Origin of the sequence: Nocardiopsis synnemataformans, assembly GCF_965343085.1 — a bacterium.
Taxonomy (GTDB): domain Bacteria; phylum Actinomycetota; class Actinomycetes; order Streptosporangiales; family Streptosporangiaceae; genus Nocardiopsis; species Nocardiopsis alborubida.
In genome coordinates, this window is the sequence record NZ_CBDRFA010000043.1 from 27,920 (window position 1) to 44,844 (window position 16,925).

Annotated in this window: 12 protein-coding genes; 3 read left to right on the top strand and 9 right to left on the bottom strand. The window is 67.8% G+C overall.

Annotated features, from left to right (window positions below):
• Positions 1–151: 151 nt before the first annotated feature.
• Genes ACSIH6_RS23420 through ACSIH6_RS23430 form a run of 3 tightly spaced genes read left to right on the top strand, consistent with a single transcriptional unit; the run spans position 152 to position 6,666 of the window.
• The gene (locus ACSIH6_RS23420) at positions 152–3,715 is read left to right on the top strand and encodes a DEAD/DEAH box helicase family protein (protein ID WP_435110455.1); all 3,564 of its coding nucleotides are present in this window, start codon (positions 152–154) and stop codon (positions 3,713–3,715) included.
• Positions 3,715–5,127 (top strand): restriction endonuclease subunit S, encoded by a 1,413-nt coding sequence (locus tag ACSIH6_RS23425; protein WP_435110492.1) that lies wholly within the window; start codon positions 3,715–3,717, stop codon positions 5,125–5,127. Before ACSIH6_RS23420 ends, ACSIH6_RS23425 begins: the two co-directional genes overlap by 1 nt.
• 3 nt (positions 5,128–5,130) lie before the next feature.
• Positions 5,131–6,666 carry a class I SAM-dependent DNA methyltransferase gene (locus ACSIH6_RS23430; RefSeq protein WP_435110456.1) on the top strand — a complete coding sequence of 512 codons (1,536 nt, stop codon included), beginning with the start codon at positions 5,131–5,133 and terminating at the stop codon, positions 6,664–6,666.
• Between the two features lie 100 nt (positions 6,667–6,766).
• Here the strand turns inward: ACSIH6_RS23430 and ACSIH6_RS23435 are convergent, their stop codons facing one another.
• The 9 genes from ACSIH6_RS23435 to ACSIH6_RS23475 form a co-directional block, all read right to left on the bottom strand.
• Positions 6,767–8,743 carry an ABC transporter ATP-binding protein gene (locus ACSIH6_RS23435; protein ID WP_435110457.1) on the bottom strand — a complete coding sequence of 659 codons (1,977 nt, stop codon included), beginning with the start codon at positions 8,741–8,743 and terminating at the stop codon, positions 6,767–6,769.
• Between the two features lie 446 nt (positions 8,744–9,189).
• Positions 9,190–9,849: a hypothetical protein gene (locus ACSIH6_RS23440; protein WP_435110458.1), complete on the bottom strand. Its 660-nt coding sequence runs from the start codon at positions 9,847–9,849 to the stop codon at positions 9,190–9,192.
• A gap of 152 nt (positions 9,850–10,001) precedes the next feature.
• Positions 10,002–10,373, bottom strand: coding sequence for a hypothetical protein (locus ACSIH6_RS23445; protein WP_435110459.1), 372 nt, complete (start codon positions 10,371–10,373; stop codon positions 10,002–10,004).
• The gene (locus ACSIH6_RS23450; protein ID WP_435110460.1) at positions 10,370–10,639 is read right to left on the bottom strand and encodes a WhiB family transcriptional regulator; all 270 of its coding nucleotides are present in this window, start codon (positions 10,637–10,639) and stop codon (positions 10,370–10,372) included. The genes ACSIH6_RS23445 and ACSIH6_RS23450 overlap by 4 nt, the downstream gene beginning before the upstream one ends.
• A 99-nt stretch (positions 10,640–10,738) precedes the next feature.
• The gene (locus ACSIH6_RS23455; RefSeq protein ID WP_435110461.1) at positions 10,739–13,651 is read right to left on the bottom strand and encodes a type I polyketide synthase; all 2,913 of its coding nucleotides are present in this window, start codon (positions 13,649–13,651) and stop codon (positions 10,739–10,741) included.
• Entirely contained in the window at positions 13,648–14,349 is a 702-nt protein-coding gene (locus ACSIH6_RS23460; RefSeq protein ID WP_435110462.1) for a class I SAM-dependent methyltransferase, read from the bottom strand. Before ACSIH6_RS23460 ends, ACSIH6_RS23455 begins: the two co-directional genes overlap by 4 nt.
• Positions 14,350–14,387: 38 nt before the next feature.
• Positions 14,388–15,707: a hypothetical protein gene (locus ACSIH6_RS23465; protein WP_435110463.1), complete on the bottom strand. Its 1,320-nt coding sequence runs from the start codon at positions 15,705–15,707 to the stop codon at positions 14,388–14,390.
• The gene (locus ACSIH6_RS23470; protein WP_435110464.1) at positions 15,704–16,504 is read right to left on the bottom strand and encodes a DUF742 domain-containing protein; all 801 of its coding nucleotides are present in this window, start codon (positions 16,502–16,504) and stop codon (positions 15,704–15,706) included. The genes ACSIH6_RS23465 and ACSIH6_RS23470 overlap by 4 nt, the downstream gene beginning before the upstream one ends.
• The gene (locus tag ACSIH6_RS23475) at positions 16,501–16,896 is read right to left on the bottom strand and encodes a roadblock/LC7 domain-containing protein (RefSeq protein WP_435110465.1); all 396 of its coding nucleotides are present in this window, start codon (positions 16,894–16,896) and stop codon (positions 16,501–16,503) included. Before ACSIH6_RS23475 ends, ACSIH6_RS23470 begins: the two co-directional genes overlap by 4 nt.
• Between the last annotated feature and the right edge of the window lie 29 nt (positions 16,897–16,925).

Here is a 16,925-nt window from a genome sequence, read left to right on the forward strand (position 1 = left end):
TGGCCTGCTGGCACTGATTGTGTGCGGCTCGGTGTGCGACTTGCTTCCCCGCGCAATATCTTCCTGGTGCCGAACACCCTTCCGTAAGCGCCCGTGAGGCTGTATCCTGCAAGGCTTTGCTCACCCCCGAGCGTGGTTTGGAGCCGGACCAGTGTCCTCCCTGCCCCCCGATGACGAGCGGCGCATCAGACAGATCGCCGAGCGCACCCCCAACTTCGGCTTCCTGCTGGAGCACGACCACGAGCTGGTGCTCCTGGGAGCCCAGGCCGAGTCCTACGTCTACACCGACCCCAACGCCGCCATGTACAAGGCGCGCCTGTTCGGCGAGCTCCTCGCCCGCCTGCTGGTGCGCCTGACCAGCTGCCGGGTGGACGGCACCCGCCAGGTCGACCGGATCAACGCCCTGCGCCGCACGGGTGTGCTCGTCCCCCAGGTCAAGTCCTGGTTCGAGGACGTGCGCGACCTCGGCAACAAGGCCGTCCACGACCACTACCGCGGTGTTCGCGCCGCCCTGTCCGCCGTCGAGTCCTGCTTCCAGCTCGCCGACTGGCTCCACCGCTCCATCGCCCGTGACACCGCGCACCGGGTCTTCCTCGCCCCCCAGCCCGGCATCAGCGGGCCCGCGCCGACCACCAACGCCGAAGAGCACGAGCTCGCCCAGCTGCGCGCCACCCTGACCGAGTACGAGCAGCGCCTCGCCCAGGCCCGCGAGCGCTACGACGGCGACGCCGACCGGCTGGAGCGCGAGCGCCTGGCCCGGGAGCAGGCCGAGCGTGAACTCGACCAGGCCCGCCGCGACTCCGAGGCTCTGCGGGAGTACATCACCGCCCAGGCCGACGAGCTGGAGCAGCTGCGCACTGGACTCACCCACCCCGGCTTCGCCAAGGCAAGCCCCGCCCAGCGCGATGCGTTCATCGAGCGTGCCCAGCGTGCGGCCCGCCCGCCCATGAACGAGGCCCAGGTGCGGGCCGAGATCGACCTCCTGCTGGAGCGGGCCGGATGGCGGGTGCAGGACTTCAACATGATGAACCTGACCGCCGCCCAGGGCGTGGCGGTGCGTGAGGTCTCCACCGCGGTCGGACGAGCTGACTACCTGCTCTACGTCGACCACCGCCTGGTCGGCGTCATCGAGGCCAAGCGCGAGGGCGCCGACCTGACCGCCGCCCAGGACCAGGCCGCCCGTTACGCCAGCGGGCTGACCAACAGCCAGATGCTTTCGGCCTGGCGGGCTACCCTGCCCTTCCAGTACGTGTGCGACGGCAACGAGACCCGCTTCCTCAACGATCTGGACCCCGACGCGCGCTCACGCCGCCTGTTCGCCATCCACCAGCCCGCCACCCTGGCGCGGTGGATCACCGAGGCCGAGGAGGACCGCCAGGCGCCCACGTTGCGCGCCCGCCTGCGCCGCCTGCCCCGCACCTTCCTGGACAACGGTCCCCTGCGCCCGGCCCAGGAACGCGCCATCAAGGGCCTGGAGGCCTCCCTGGCCAAGGACGACCCGCGCGCCCTGATCCAGATGGCCACCGGTGCGGGCAAGACCTACACGGTTGTCGCCGAGAGCTACCGGCTCATCAAGCACGCCCGGGCCAAGCGGGTCCTGTTCCTGGTGGACCGCAACAACCTCGGCAGACAGGCGCGCACCGAGTTCTCCAACTACCGGCCGCCGGACGACGGCCGCAAGTTCACCGAGCTCTACGGGGTGGATCGCCTCACCGGAACGCAGATGTTCGACTCCTCCAAGGTCGTCGTCTCCACCATCCAGCGGCTGTGGCTTGCCCTGACCGGACGTGATGTTCCCGACCCCGACACCGACGACTCCGCCCTGGACCGCTACGACCTCATCGACGGCCCGGCCGAGGTCGCCTACAACCCCGACCTGCCCCCGGAGGCCTTCGACTTCATCGTGGTGGACGAGTGCCACCGCTCCATCTACGGCAAGTGGCGCGCCGTCCTGGAGTACTTCGACGCGCACCTGATCGGCCTGACCGCGACCCCGGTCGCCCAGACCTTCGGGTTCTTCCACCAGAACCTGGTCAGCGAGTACACCTACGAGCAGGCCGTCGCCGACGGCGTCAACGTCGACTTCGACGTGTTCCGCATCCGCACCGAACTGGGCGAGCGCGGCGGCTCCATCCCCGCCGAGACCGTCGTGCCGGTCAAGGACCGCAAGACCCGCCGCCAGCGCTACCAGGAGCTGGAGGACGACTACGACTACAAGTCCACCGACCTGGGCAAGTCAGTCATTGCCGAGGACCAGATCCGCACCGTGTTGACCACCTTCCGGGACAACCTGTTCACGCAGGTGTTCCCGCCCGGGGGCGACGAGGCGCAGGGCAAGCCTCGCACCGAGGTGCCCAAGACGCTGATCTTCGCCCGGGACGACAACCACGCCGAGGACATCGTGCGCATCGCCCGCCTGGTGTTCGGGCGCGGCGACGACTTCTGCGTCAAGATCACCCACGCCGCCAAGAACCCCGACCAGCTCATCCAGGCCTTCCGCAACAGCCCCGAACTGCGCATCGCCGTGACCGTGGACATGATCGCCACCGGCACCGACGTGCGCCCACTGGAGTGCGTGTTCTTCATGCGCGACGTCAAGAGCTGGGCCTACTTCGAGCAGATGAAGGGCCGCGGCGCGCGCACCGTCGACCCCACCGAGTTCCAGGCCGTCACCCCCGACGCGGTGGCCAAGACCCGATTCGTGATCGTGGACGCGGTCGGGGTCACCGACTCCCCGCGCGTGGACGCCAAGCCGCTGGTGCGGGCGAGCGAGAAACAGATCAGCCTCAAGCGATTGCTGGACAAGACCGCGGCCATGTCGTTGACCGAGGACGAGACCGCCACGCTGGCCGGACGCCTGTCCCGGCTCAACGCCCAGATCGGCGACGGCGAGCGCGCTCAGATCGAGCAGGCCGCGGGTCAGCCGCTGAGAGAGATCGTCGGCGGGCTGGTACGGGCAGTGGACTCCGATGAGCAGGAGAAGGCGCGGCGGCTGCACGGCGACGACGGCCCGCGCGAGCTGCTGATGGAGGCGTGGAAGCCTCTGGCGGCCAACCCCGAGCTGCGCAACCTGCTCATGGACATCCGCCGGGCCCACGACATCGTCTACGACGAGGGCAGCCGCGACCAGGTGATCGAGGCCACCGGGATCTCCTCGGAGGAGCTGGCCACGCGCCGGGTGGGCTCCTTCCGGGAGTGGATGGAGGCCAACCAGGACAAGATCGCCCCCTTCGAGCTGGCCTTCCGCGAGGGCGGGGAACCGCGTGAGGTGTACCGCAACCTCAAGGATCTGGCGGCGACCATCTCCCGGCCGCAGTACAACTGGACTCCGGAGGGGCTGTACAACGCCTACGTGCAGATGGGCAAGGCGGCCAGGCTGCCGGGAACCACGCGCGGAGTGGTGGACCTGATCGGTATCCTCCGATTCGAGCTGGGGATCGACGGTGAGGTCAAGCCGTACCGCAGTCTGGTCGAGGAGCGCTTCGCGGCGTGGATTGCCCGCCAGGAGCAGGCCGGAGCCGCGTTCACCGAGGAGCAGGGCTGGTGGCTGCGCAGGATCGTCGACGTGGTCTCCACCAGCATCGCGTTCGAGCCCGAGCACTTGGACGAACCTCCCTTCCTGGATCGTGGAGGCGTGGACGGGTTCGTCGTCACCTTCGGCGATGATCGGGCGGAAGCCTTGTTGGATGAACTGGGACGGGAGCTGGGCGCGTGATGGAGGAGTTGCCCGAGGGGTGGGTCTGGGTGACCGTTGAGGATCTGCTCATGGAAAAGATCATCAACGGTCGTTCAGTGCCGACCAGGGAGGGAGGTTTCCCAGTTCTCAAGCTGAATGCTATCCGCGACGGTCATATCGATCCTTCTGTCACCAAGGAAGGAGACTGGTCAGCGAGCGATGCAGAACCGTATGTTCTCCGATCTGGTGACTTCTTGCTCAGTCGTGGAAACGGAACGCTGTCTCTAGTTGGTCGTGGTGGCCTGGTGGAGGAGACGTGTCAAGCCGCGTTCCCCGATACCATGATGCGTATTCGTGTAAATCAGGACTTGGTCGTTCCGAAGTACTTCTGCCTCGTGTGGAATGGGCCACTGGTAAGACAGGAGATCGAATCTTCTGCGAGAACCACGGCAGGCATCTACAAGATTAATCAGGGTATTTTGCGGGAGATTCCTGTCCCCCTGCCTCCGCTAACTGAACAGTTTCGAATTGTCGAGTTTCTGGAGTCTAATCTATCTCGACTTGAGCTTTCTAAAGATATTCTTAAATCGGCTTCCATGGGGTGTGAAATGATGCAAGAGGCATCACTTCAGGAAGAATTGAGGAGGGTTTCAGTACGAACCCTTCCCTTGTTCGATTTGCTGCATGAAAAGATTATTAATGGGCGCTCTGTTCAAACTAGAAAAGGGGGCTTTCCTGTACTTAGGCTGAATTCTATTCATGATTATGGAATTGACTTCTCTATTAGCAAGGAGGGGGCCTGGAGTGAAGAAGAAGCGCGACCTTTTTTGGTTCGATCGGGAGATTTTCTACTGAGTCGAGGAAGTGGGACTCTATCTCTTGTTGGGCGCGGAGCTCTCGTCTGCGGGGATCCAGGTTTGGTGGCTTTCCCTGACACCATGATGCGGATTCGTGTGAGCTCTGAGGTGGTCGATCCGAGTTACTTCAGTCTGGTATGGAATAGTCGATATGTGCGTCGCCAGATTGAATCCTATGCGAGGACTACCGCTGGTATATATAAGGTCAATCAGGCCCTCTTGAAGAAGGTAGAGGTACCAGTCCCATCGCTTGAGGATCAGCGGAATATTGTTAAGCGTGTTCACGATGTATCCAATGGAACGTCTCATCTCAAGGAATCTTTGGCAGTTCTGCGTAGGCGTGCTGAACACCTCCTCAGGGCATTGCTGAATACTGCGTTCACGGGCAAGCTCGTGCCGCAGGATCCTTCCGACGAACCTGCCGACTCCCTCTTGGAACAGACCCGGGCCGAGCGAACCTCTGTTTCCACTCCGAAGCGCGCGCGACGAGTCACTACCAAAACCCCTGTGTGCTTGCCTCCCGCCACTGACGTGCGCGCCCCCGAAGACCCTCAGCCAGTGCATGCTGGCGAACAGACAGCCCTGGAGTTCTGAGCAGTGACCGACCCCGCCCGCACCGCCGAGACACAGCGGCTCGTCCGCAAGCTCATCAACTTCCGCAACGTGATGCGTGACGACGGCGTCTCCACCATTGACTACGTCGAACAGCTCACCTTCCTGCTCTTCCTGAAGATGGCGCACGAGCGGGAGAAGCGCGCTCTCAACCCCGAGCGGATCCTCCCTGACGGACCCGTCTGGAAGAATCGCGGCTGGCAGGAATTGATCAACAACGACGGCGACGACCTGGAGCTCTCCTACCGGCACCTGCTCGAAGACCTCGGCAACCAGCCCGGTACCCTCGGCCTCATTTTCCGCAAGGCGCAGAACAAGATCCAGGACCCGGCCAAGCTCAAGCGCCTGATCCAGGACTACATCGACAAGGAGAACTGGTCCCTCCAGGGCGTCGACGTCAACGGCGACGCCTACGAGGCCCTCCTCGAAGCTGGAGCGGAGGACACCAAGACCGGTGCAGGGCAGTACTTCACTCCCCGACCGCTCATCGACGCCATGGTGGACTGCGTCCAGCCATCTCCGGACGACACCATCACCGACCCGTCCGTCGGCACCGGCGGGTTCCTGCTCGCCGCACACGCCTACATCCAGAAGCAGGCTGAGACGACCCCCCTCACCCCGGAACAGCGCAAGCACATTCAGCGCGGCGGTATCTGGGGCAACGAGCTCGTCGACGGCACCGCGCGCCTGGCCGCGATGAACCTGCTCCTGCACGGCATCGGCAAGCACAGTGGTCCCCAGCTCATCACGGTGGGGGACTCCCTCGCACAGCCTCCCGCCAAACGCGCCTCCCTGGTCCTGGCCAACCCCCCGTTCGGCCGCAAGTCCTCCATCACCGTCTTCGGTGACGACGGCAAGGCGAATCGGGAGGAGATCTCCTACAACCGCCAGGACTTCTGGGTCACCACCACCAACAAGCAGCTCAACTTCCTCCAGCACATCGCTTCGCTGCTGGAGATCCACGGCCGGGCCGCGGTGGTCGTTCCCGACAACGTGCTCTTCGAAGGCGGTGCAGGCGAGACCATCCGCCGCAGGCTGCTTCAACAGTTCGACCTGCACACGATGCTTCGCCTGCCCACCGGGATCTTCTACGCAGGCGGCGTGAAGGCGAACGTGCTCTTCTTCGACAAGAAGCCAGCGCGACCCAACCAGCCGTGGACCGAGCAGCTGTGGGTCTACGACTTCCGTACCGGGCAGCGCTTCACCCTCAAGCAGAACCCGTTGACCCGCGCCCACCTGGACGACTTCGTTCAGTGCTACAAGCCGGGGGAGGACCGAGCCAACCGAGTGGAGACTGAGCGGTTCAAGGCGTTCACCCTCGAAGAGCTCCTGGCTCGGGACAAGGTCAACCTCGACATCAGCTGGATGCGGGACTCCGGGCTCGATGACGCCGCCTCCCTGGCCCCGCCCGAGGTCCTTGCCGCGGAGATCGTGGAGGACCTCCAGGCCGCCCTCGCTGAGTTCGCGGCTATCGCCGAGTCCCTTGGCGGGGTCAAGAACCAGGAGCTTCCCGCCGAGTAACACGGGAACCCGATGCCGTATGACGACAGCGGGCTGTTGGGCATCACCGTTGACTACCAGCAGCCCGCCGTCAGCTCTGCCTGCCTCGGCCGCGCTGTGCTCAGGCCACGTGGCCGGTGGAGTCCAGGTCCTGATAGGCGCTGGCTTGCAGCTCCCACAGCTCCCGGTACTGCCCCGCGGCCTCCATCAGCTCCTCATGGCTGCCCTGTTCAATCACCCGCCCCTGATCGAGCACCACGATGTGGTCGGCCATGCGCACCGAGGCCAGGCGGTGCGTGATGAGCACGACCGTCGCCCCGGTCCGGGCGGCATGGGAGTGCACGGAGGCGAAGAAGGCGTGCTCGGCCCGGGCGTCCAACGCGGCGGTGGGCTCGTCGGCGATCAACAGCGGCACGTGCTCGCCGTCCCCGCACCGGTAGAACCCCCGGGCGGCGGCCAAACGCTGCCACTGGCCACCGGAGGGCTCATACCCCTGGGCGAAGCGTTTGTCGAGCAGGGTGTCCCACCCCTGGCTCAGACCGCTGACCACGGTGTCGGCCTGGGAGGCGCGGGCCGCGTCCTCCAACCTTTCGGGGTCGTTGCCGGGACTGCTCATGACGACGTTTCCCCGCGCTGTCAGGGGCCAGTGGGTGTGGTCCTGGGCGATCACGGCGATGCGCTCGCGCAGGCTGTCACCGTCCACCTCGGCCACATCGATCCCGTCCCAGCGCACCCGCCCCTGCTGTGGGGTGTACAGGCCCGACAGCAGTTTGGCCAGGGTGGTCTTGCCTGAGCCGTTCTCCCCGACCAGCGCGATGGTCTGTCCCCGCCCCAGAGTCAGCGACACCCCCGACAGGGCCGGGGCGCGTTCCTCACCGGTCTCCTCCTGGCCCCTGGGATAGGCGAAGGTGATGTCGTCGACGACGATCTCCTCGAACGAGGTGGGCGCCGCGGGCAGGCCGGGGCGGGGCAGACGCCGCTGAGCGGACTCGGTGAACGCCAGGAAGTCGGAGAAGTACAGCCCTGACTCATACACATGGGCCACCGAGGACAGGGCGGCGCTCAGCGCGCCCTGGGCGACACGGATGGCCACGACAGCGGCCCCCGCGGTCGCGATCGGTACCACTCCCTGGACCAAGAGCACACCCAGGAGCACGAACACCAGCGCGGTGACCAGACCGCTGAGGGTGTCACCGCTCAGACGGATCGCCGCCATACGGGTGGCCAACCGCAGATGGATGTCCAGCTCATAGCGGGCAACCTTGGCGAACTCGTGCATCAGACGCGGCGCCATCGTGTAGGAACGCACCTCGGCTGCGGTACCCCGGCCGATCATCAGCTGCTCGATCATGAACTTGCGGCGGCGCCCCTCGGTGGACGCCAGCATCATCCGGTACCGCAGCCGCGCGGCGGAGGCTGCTCCCCACCACTGGGGGACCATCGCCAACAACAGCACTGGCACCAACACCGGGTGCAACGCTCCCAGGACGCCAGCTGCCGCGACGACACCGACCAGACCGGTCAGTACGTCGGTGGTGTGGCGCACCAGCGCACCGGCCTCGTTGCACCCGCGCAGGTAGCAGCGGAACAGGTGGTCGTGGAAGTCGCTGTCGTCGAAGGCCGCCAGCTCCACGCGTGTGGCGTCCTCCATGAAGCGCCCTTCCGCGGTGACCACCACCTGGGGCTCCAAGCGGGCCTGGGCACGTCCGGCCAGCGCTGAGCACACCCCGCGGCTGACCAGCGCGGCGGCCAACCACACCAGGGCGGGCAGGGCAGCGACGACGCGCTCCGGGGTGGGAACGGCGGCGAACAGTTGGTCGAGCACGGTGGTGGTGGACACCAGCGCCCACGCGGTGGCCGCTCCGACCCCGATGTTGAAACCGGTGGTCGCCACCACGTCCCGAGGGCTGCTCTTCCAGGCCAGGGCGATGGCGTGGCGCATCAGGGTGGGCATGCGGCGGGCTATCGTCGCCCAGGAGGCCTGGGCAGCTTTCTCCTCGAAGTGGTAGTACTTCGACGCGGTCAGCTCGGGCAGGGACAGGCCCTCAGCGTCGTCGGTGTGCTCGGCGGGCTCGCTGGTTGATGCGGGTGTGCGCACGCAGGCGTCCTTTCACGGTGGGGGTGGCCGGGTGGTCTGGGGTGTGGCGATGTCGGCGCATGCGTGCTCCCGGGGTTGGAAGAAGACGGGTCGCAGCGATCATGGCTGGCGGCCCCGACCGTTCATCAGCGCGTCGGGTGTTGCGGGCCGACCGGATTGAGGACGGATCAGCACAGCGTTCCGCCCAACCGCGCTCAGGTACCGCTCTGGCCGGTGGCGGGGCCAGAAGAAATCGCCGGGATAGTCACCCACCGAAACGGGCGGTGATAACGCCACGCCCTCTGACGTGTTCCGGCCAGGGACACTGACCTGCCCTCCACCGGAGCGGAGCAGGAGAAGGCTTCGCGGTGAGCGGAGTGCGCGACACGGCCCCCGCCCACGCGCGTTCTACACGAGACCTGGGTTCGTCTTTGGGAGCACGCCGACGCGTGAAAGAGCGGGGGAGTTCACTGGCCACCACCGAGGAACAGGGTGGTGGCCAGGTAGTTCAGGCCCACAGCGATGAGGACGGCGGGTACCTCGGCGAGCAGCAGAGGGCTCAGGCGCCTGGTGCGCCGGTACAGCCACACCAGGCAGAGCGCGGGTACGGCGGCGGCCACAGCCGCCACACCGAAGGGCACGGCGAAGACTGCCGTGGTCACCAGGGCCGAGGTGGTGTACACCTCCCAGGCGGGACGTCCGGCCGCGGAGAGCAGGACGACGGTCGCGCCGACGGTGACCGCGTGCAGGAACGGCTCGCGCACGGTGAACTCGTAGACCGAGTGGCCGGTGAGGTGGGCGGGCAACAACAGGTACAGGACCGTGTAGAGCGCGATTCCGGCCAGAAGCGCCGCGGTGGCGTAGGCGAACGTGGACCACCACTGGCCGCGCCACCGGCCCTTGTTCTCGTCGATCTCGGGCCAGTCGGGAAAGATCCCCACCAGGTCGTAGCCGTTACGCCCGTTGCGGTGGGCCAGCAGGCCCAGACCGAACATGGCGGCGAGGATGCCCACATAGGACGTAGTGGAGATGTGCCCGGAGGCGTCCGCCCATGCCAGGACGAGGGTGTAGCCGCCACTGATCGCCCAGCACACCATCAGCCCGGTGTAGGCCTCCCCCGTCCTCAACCACGGCTGCGTGTTCCGGACTGCGGAGGGTGAAGCAGGCGGCAGCCACCGACGGCCGGGTGCGCTGTGGTCGGAGCGGGGGGCAGAAGTGGAGGGGGCCATGGGCTCGTTTCGTATGAGGGTGACGGCTGGTGTCGGAGCACGGTGGCTGCTCAAACGCGGATGATGGTGTGCGAACGCGTGGCCAAAGTGGGGTTGGTGCCCTGGTGGCGGGTGTTCGCGGCCGGGGAGCCGACCCGGTCACCGGCCTTGCTGAGCAGGCGCATCATCTCCGCAAGCCCGCCCTCGACGTCCACTTCGGTCTCGCCCTCGAAGAACGCCAACTCCTGCCACCAGCGACGCCCCTTCCGTATGAGGTGCGCCTGGATGCGGCGGTCGTGCTTGGCGGAGGAGATGGTGACGCGGTACCCGTGCGAACACGCGGTGATGATGGTGTCCACGGTGGCGCGGCGCCCGTGGGCGGCCAGGTGGCGAATGATGGCGGGAGCGCTCGACAACTCCTGCGCACTCAACGGCTCGGTCATCTTCTTCCTGTCACGGTGGGGGCCGGGGTGGTGATCACCTGGTTCCCATCGGTCGGGTGCTGGTGGAGGAGCTGGCGGCGCTGGCGTGCGGTCATGCCGCCCCACACCCCGTGCTCCTCCTGATTCCTCAAGGCTTCGCGCAGGCACGGCAGGCGTATCGCGCAGCCGCGGCAGATACGGGTGACCTCGCGCTGGGCACGGCCCGTGACGAACAGAGCATCGGGGTCGATGTCAGTGCGGCGGCAGGCCGCGCGGGTGTCGGACAAGAGGGACATGGTGTGGTCCTGAAGAGTTCATGAGGGGTGCGGGGGTGCCCCCGCCCGCTTCCACCTGAGCGAGGACACCCCTGGGACGCCGCTCCGGGATCAGGGGAGAACGGACGGGCGCCCCGCGGAAAGGGTCGAATGAGCCGGAAGCAGGGCTTGGAGGTCCTCCACGACCCGGGACAGAGGGCGGTTGGGCAGAAACATCTGGATGTCCACGTGTCGCCAGGCCGGAACGCGGCGCAGCCGGGAGGTGAGCTGGAGGAGCTGATGGCTCTCCAAACCCAGGTCGGTCCAGGACGCCGCCATGTCCAGCCCCTCGGGCAGGTGGAGCAACCGGTGAACCTCGGCGGTCAGGTGCTCCGCCACACCGTCGATTGTGGGCGCGTGGACCTGCTCGGGCGCGGTCCCCGTCGCGGAAGTGGCGGTGTGGTCCCAACCAGGAGCGATGACCAGGTCCGGATGGGCGCGGTGTGTCGGTCCAGTGGGAGTGACGCCGCAGGTGTAGAGCTCTCCGATCGCGCGGGCCAGCCCGATGGGATCGGCGGTGGCGGCGACGCTGCGGTGCTGGGATTCCACGGTCTGGGCGATGTGCTCGACCAACAGCGCCCTTGGACCGATCTCCACGAACACCACCGGCTCACTTCCGCTGCCCCGGGTGGCCGTTTGGAGGGCGTCGGTGAACCGCACCGGTCGCCGGGCCTGGGAGGCCCAGTACGCCGGGCCCCACAGCCCCGAATCGTCCGCGTCAGTGTCTGGACGAGCGGTGGAAATGATCGGTAGCCGGGGCATGTGGGCGCCCAACCCGACCAGGTTCCGCTCCAGTTCGAGAACAAGCGGATCCACGGCGGGGGAGTGGGCGGGGATGGCGTCCGCCACTGGCCGCGACCACACCCCCTCCTGGTCAAGGACGGTGTGCAGGTGCAGCAGATCCCCGTGCGGCCCGGCCACGGCCTGTACTCGCGGAGCACTGTAGGAGGCGATGGACAGCCGTCCTCCATAGGCGGCCAGGAGCTCCGTAGTCTCCTCCACCCCGGCGCGGATGGCCAACAGCCCGCCGACCTCGGACAGCCCACCAAGCAGACGACTGCGGTGAGCCAGGACCCGCGCTGCCGCGCCCAGGGACAGGACTCCGGCGGTGTGGGCGGCCGCGATCTCACCGACCGAATGACCAAGGACCGCATTGGGGACGATGCCGCGTTCGGCCAGCAGGCGGGTGAGTCCCACCTGGACGAGGAACGTGCAGTGCTGAGCGTCGGCGAAGGACGTGATTTCCTGGCCCGGTTCCCACACGCGGTAGCCGGTGAACTTGGACAAGGCCTCGGACACTTCGCGGACAGCGTGGGCGAAGGCGGGCAGGCGCAAAAATTCGGCCCCGGCACCGGGGTGGTGGCCGCCGTGCCCGTTGTAGACGAACACCACCCAAGGCCGCAGCGAGGGAGCAGATCCGGGGCCGATCACGTCGGTGTTGGGCGCGCTATCCTGGAGACTGCGTAGCCCTTGGACCAGGGTGCCCAGGTCGGAGGCGACGACGGTGGCCCGGTGCGTGTGGTGGGGTCCGCGGGCCAAGGCGGTGTCGGCCACGGTCCCCACCGAGCGCCCGCGCGGGGCGCGCTCGGCCAGATGGCCCGCGGTCGAGGCCAGCGCCGCTGGGCTGTGCGCGGAGACCAGCACAGTCTCGGGCAACGGCATCGGGTCCTGCGCTGACGGCGGTTTCACCGAGGGTGCCTGGGTGATGATGGCGTGGGCGTTGGCGCCACCGAACCCGAACGAGGACACCCCGGCCACACGCGTTTCCTCGCGTTCGGAAGCCTCATCCACGGGCCAGTCCTCCACGGTGGTGGGCACCCGCACCAGCCCTTCCAACTGATGGCGCAGCGTGCGGTGGTGCAGGGTCGGCGGGATCTGCCCGTGGTGGACGGCCAGCGCGGCGACCATCACCCCCAGCGCCCCAGCACCGCCTTCAAGGTGGCCCAGCGCGGCCTTGGCCGATCCCACCGGCACAGGCGTGTCCCGGCCCAAGGCCTGCGCGATGGCGGTGCCCTCGATCCGGTCACCGGCACGGGTGCCGGTGCCGTGCGCCTGCACCCACCCCGCCCGTGCGGGATGCACGGCAGCGTCGGCCAAGGCCTGGCGGATCACCGCTGTTTGGCGTTCGGCGCGCGGACGAAGCAGGTGCCGAGATGCGCCGCCATGGCCGATCGCGGTTCCGGCCACGTGGGCCCACACTCGACGCCCCTGCTCTTGCGCGACTGCCGCACGGGTGAGCACGAGCACCACCGTGCCCTCCGAGCGCACGTACCCGTTGGCCTGGGTGTCGAAGGGGCGGCACCGTCCGTCCGGCGCCAACACCCCGGCTTCCACGAACGACGCGGTGATGACCGGGCTGGTGAGGATGTTGGTCCCGGCGACGATCGCGGTCTCCACCGCCCCGGCACGCAGGTCGCGCACCGCGTAGTGCAGCGCGGTCAGCGACGAGGAGCAGGCGGTGTCGAAGGTCAGCGACGGCCCCGACAGATCCAGCAGGTAGGAGACGCGGTTGGCCAGGATCGCCATCCCGGCCCCGGAACCGGTGTGGACCCCGGCTCGGTGCCCGGCACCGAAGTTCACGCTGGCCTGGTCGGTGCTGGCCGCCCCCACGTACACGCCCGTTGCCGAATCGGCCAGCGAGATGGGGGGCAGGGAGGCGTCGGCGAGCGCTTCATAGACGGTTTCCAGCAGGAGCTTTTGCTGGGGGTCCATCTCTTCGGCCTCGTCCGGGCCGATGCCGAAGAACTCCCGGTCGAAGGCGTCGATGTCCACCACCCCCGCGGGGAACGGCTGGTCGGGGACCTGTTCGGGGTGCAGGTGCTCGACCATGGCCTTCCACCGCGCCTCGGGGATGCGGGTGATGCAGTCCTGGCTCTGGACCAGGGTCTCCCACAGGCCAGCTGGTGTGGTGATGCCGCCGGGGAGGCGGCACCCCATACCGACGATCGCGACCGGCTCGCGTCCGGTGAAGGCAGTAGTAGTCATCGGCGCGGCCCCCGGGCGACCCATACCGCGGCGCACCCCATCACCCACAGGCGCACCTCGGTGAAGCGCGCGTCCAGCTCACGGCTCAGGTCGCTCAGGCGGTCGCCTGTGTTGTGGAAGACGTTGTTCGCGCGGTTGTAGCGGTGCATCAGGTAGCGGGCGAGCAGGTTCGGGGAGATCGCCGGATCCCGGGCTCCCAGCAGCGTGTATCCCCACGCCGTTCCGTCGTCGGTCAGTACGCGGACCATCTCGCCGATGGCGGTCGCCTTGGCGGCGAAGTCCTTCCCGGGCACGCAGTGCAGGACGTTGCCGCAGGCCAGCGAGTCCACCGACTGATCCGGCAAGGGCCAGGGAGCGGCAAGGACGTCATGCTTGTGCAGGGACGTCTGTGCCCGGCCGAGGAGCTGTTCCCGAGCCGTGTTCAGTGGGGCGTCGTTGATGTCGAGCACGTCCACGCGCCACAGGTGCGCCAGGGTCGGCGCGGGGGTGTGGCTGAGGAAGTGCAGGTCCGCAGGACCGACCTCCAGGTGCCGCTCTCTGACGTGGCGCAGATACACATCCAGCAGCTCGGTGTTGTCGAGCTTCCACGCGAACCGGTGGGACAGCCCAACGACCAGACGGCGGTATCGCAGAAGGTTGCGGTGGCTGTACAGCTTCGGGTTGGGGGCCGATCTCGGAGGGGAGGCGTTTGCGGGCATGGTGAAACAGGTCCTTCGTGCTGGGGGCGGGGAAGGGGTCAGGGCGTCAGGAAGCGGGCCATGTGGGCGGGGTCGTCCAGTCCGGCGGCCCAGGTGTTGGCGCCTTCAGGGGTGGCCACGGTTTCGGCGAAGGCCGTCAGTAGGGTTTCGGGCAGGGCGCCGTTCCAGTAGCCGGTGACGAACTCGCCGAAGCCGCTGGTGTACTGGCCGTGGCGGGCCCAGTACGCCTCCCAGGCGCCGGTGAGGAAGTCTCCGTCCAAGGGGCCGTTGAGGTGGCGCTGCTGGCGGATCTGGTCGCGGACCGTGGTGGCGACCAGGGTTGAGGCTCCCGCTCCCTGGCCGGAGGCGTGTTCGACCGTCACGGTGGTGTCTCCGATGCCCAGCACCGGTGCTCCGCCCATGGTGGTGACGGGGTGGCGCACCTGCGGACGGATGTGGCGCACAAGCTCCGAGTGGGGGACCACGCTGGCCTTGGCGCACTGCTTGGCCACCTCGGGTGCGAGTGCGGGGAGGCGGGACAGGACGTGGCTCCACGCGGCTTGGGCGTGGTGGCCGTGCCGGGAGGGCAACCCTGATCTCGTCGTGACGGCAGAGGTGCCGTCCGGAGTGGTGGAAGGATCCAGCACACTGCCTGGGCGTGCCAGCACCTGCACACACATCGCCCAAAACGGCGCGACGTCGATCTGTGAGCCGTCCTTGCCGGACAGCTCGCGCACCTGCGCCGGGCTGAGGACATCATGGGCGAGGACTGGGTAAACCAGTACCTCCCCGTGCGGGCTGGTGATCACCTGGATGTCGGTGTCCTCGGGGGCGCGGTCGAACCCGTCCAGGTGTACCTGCACCGCCACCCGGTCCGTGGCGCCGCCGACACGGCGCCCATCCGAGGCGAAGAGCTGGCCCAGGTCGCTGTCCACACCGGGGGCGACCACGACCAGGTCATACATCCCGGAGGCGGCGAAGGAGGCCACGTCCGCGACGGTGCAGGTCTTGACGTAGACCCCACCGCCCAGCGCTTCGAAACGCTGCAACCAGTACGCGGTCTTCAACCGGTGGTCGATGGCGGTGGCCGCGGCGGGCAGTTCGGCCCTGAACTCCCACGGTCGTTCCCCGGAGGCCATTGCCATGCGAACGCTCTGCGCCTTCGGCGCGGTGGTAGCCCACAGGTCCAGCCCCAGGGAGCGCTCGGCCGCGCGAACCGACGGCAGGGTGATCTGGGTGAGCCCGGCCGGGCCGCCCAGGAGCTCGGGAGTGGAGTGGCGGGTGAACACGTCCACGCGCCAGCCGTCCGCCAGCAGCCCGGTGCCCAACGTCAGGGCGGAGTGCCCGGACCCGAAGATCACCGCACGGGGCTGGTTCATCGCTGGCCTCCGTTCTCCAGGTAGGTGCACAGGTCCATGAGCCCTCCGGCGCTGGCGGTGGATGTGTTCAGGTCGGCAGCCACCACTGGAACGTCATCGGCCAAGCCCACGGTTTGGCGGATCTGCTCAGGAGTGGGTTCCGCACCGTCGTGTACGGGCACCAGAGCCACGATCGGAACTCCCAGAGCGCGCAGGATCGCGATCCTGTCCGAGGCGCGAGCGAGTTCGGTGGGATCGGTGATCACCAGGGCTCCGAAGGCGTCCCGGCACAGGTCTGCCCATGACGGATGATGCGCCTCCACCGCTACGCCGAGCCCCAACAGGTGCAGGTCCTCAGCGACCCGGGTCACCGCCACGTCCACACCGCACCCCAGGTCCAGAGGAAAGGGCTCTCTCCTGATCAGATGGGCGAGACATCGGCGCACCTGCCCGGGCTGGCTTCCCACGACGAGCAGCTTGGCCACCCACGGAACGGGGCCCTCGGCCGGTTCACCGCAGGCCCACGAACGCAGACGTGCCGCCAGCGCGGGAAAACGCACGATCCGAAGCAGGTCCACCTGGGCCAGGTCGCAGACCAGCACACCGGCCAGCGCCGGAGAGAAACCCAATCGGGCCGCGAGCTCGGCGACCGTCACGGGGTACTCCGCATCGCGGCAGAGCCGCCATACCGAGACGGCCAGCTCGGGCAGGTCGGGCTGGTAGGAAGCCGGTATGGACGGGGTGGCCCGCACCAACGTGTCCATGAGCACCCGTGTACCGGGCCGCACCGTCAACGGTGCGGGTGCGATCGTGCTCATCCCCGCACCTCGTCCCCGCTGGTTCGGCGGGTGGACGGGCGCGGCCGGGGCGGGAGGAGGTGCTGGACGGATCCGGCGAACAGTGTCAGGGCACGGGCGGCTTCACGCAACGACGCCGCATCGTCCACCACGAGCGCCGCCGTGACCTCGTCGGTGAGCGGGGCGATCACGACCGCGCCACTCTGGTAGCGCGCCAGCACGGTCTCCACTTCTCCCCGCTTGTGCTGGCGTCCGGCTTCCCGGGAGAACAGGTGCAGGCCGTTGAGCGCGGCGGTAGCCCGCTCGGCTTGGACTTGGTCCATCCCGGCGCGGGCCAAGTGCAGCCCGTCACGGCCGAACACCACGCCGCCCAGCGCCCGGGTGTCCTCCAGGAGCTGAACGAGCGCCTGCACCAGGGCACGGTCGCGCGGCGCCTCGTCCG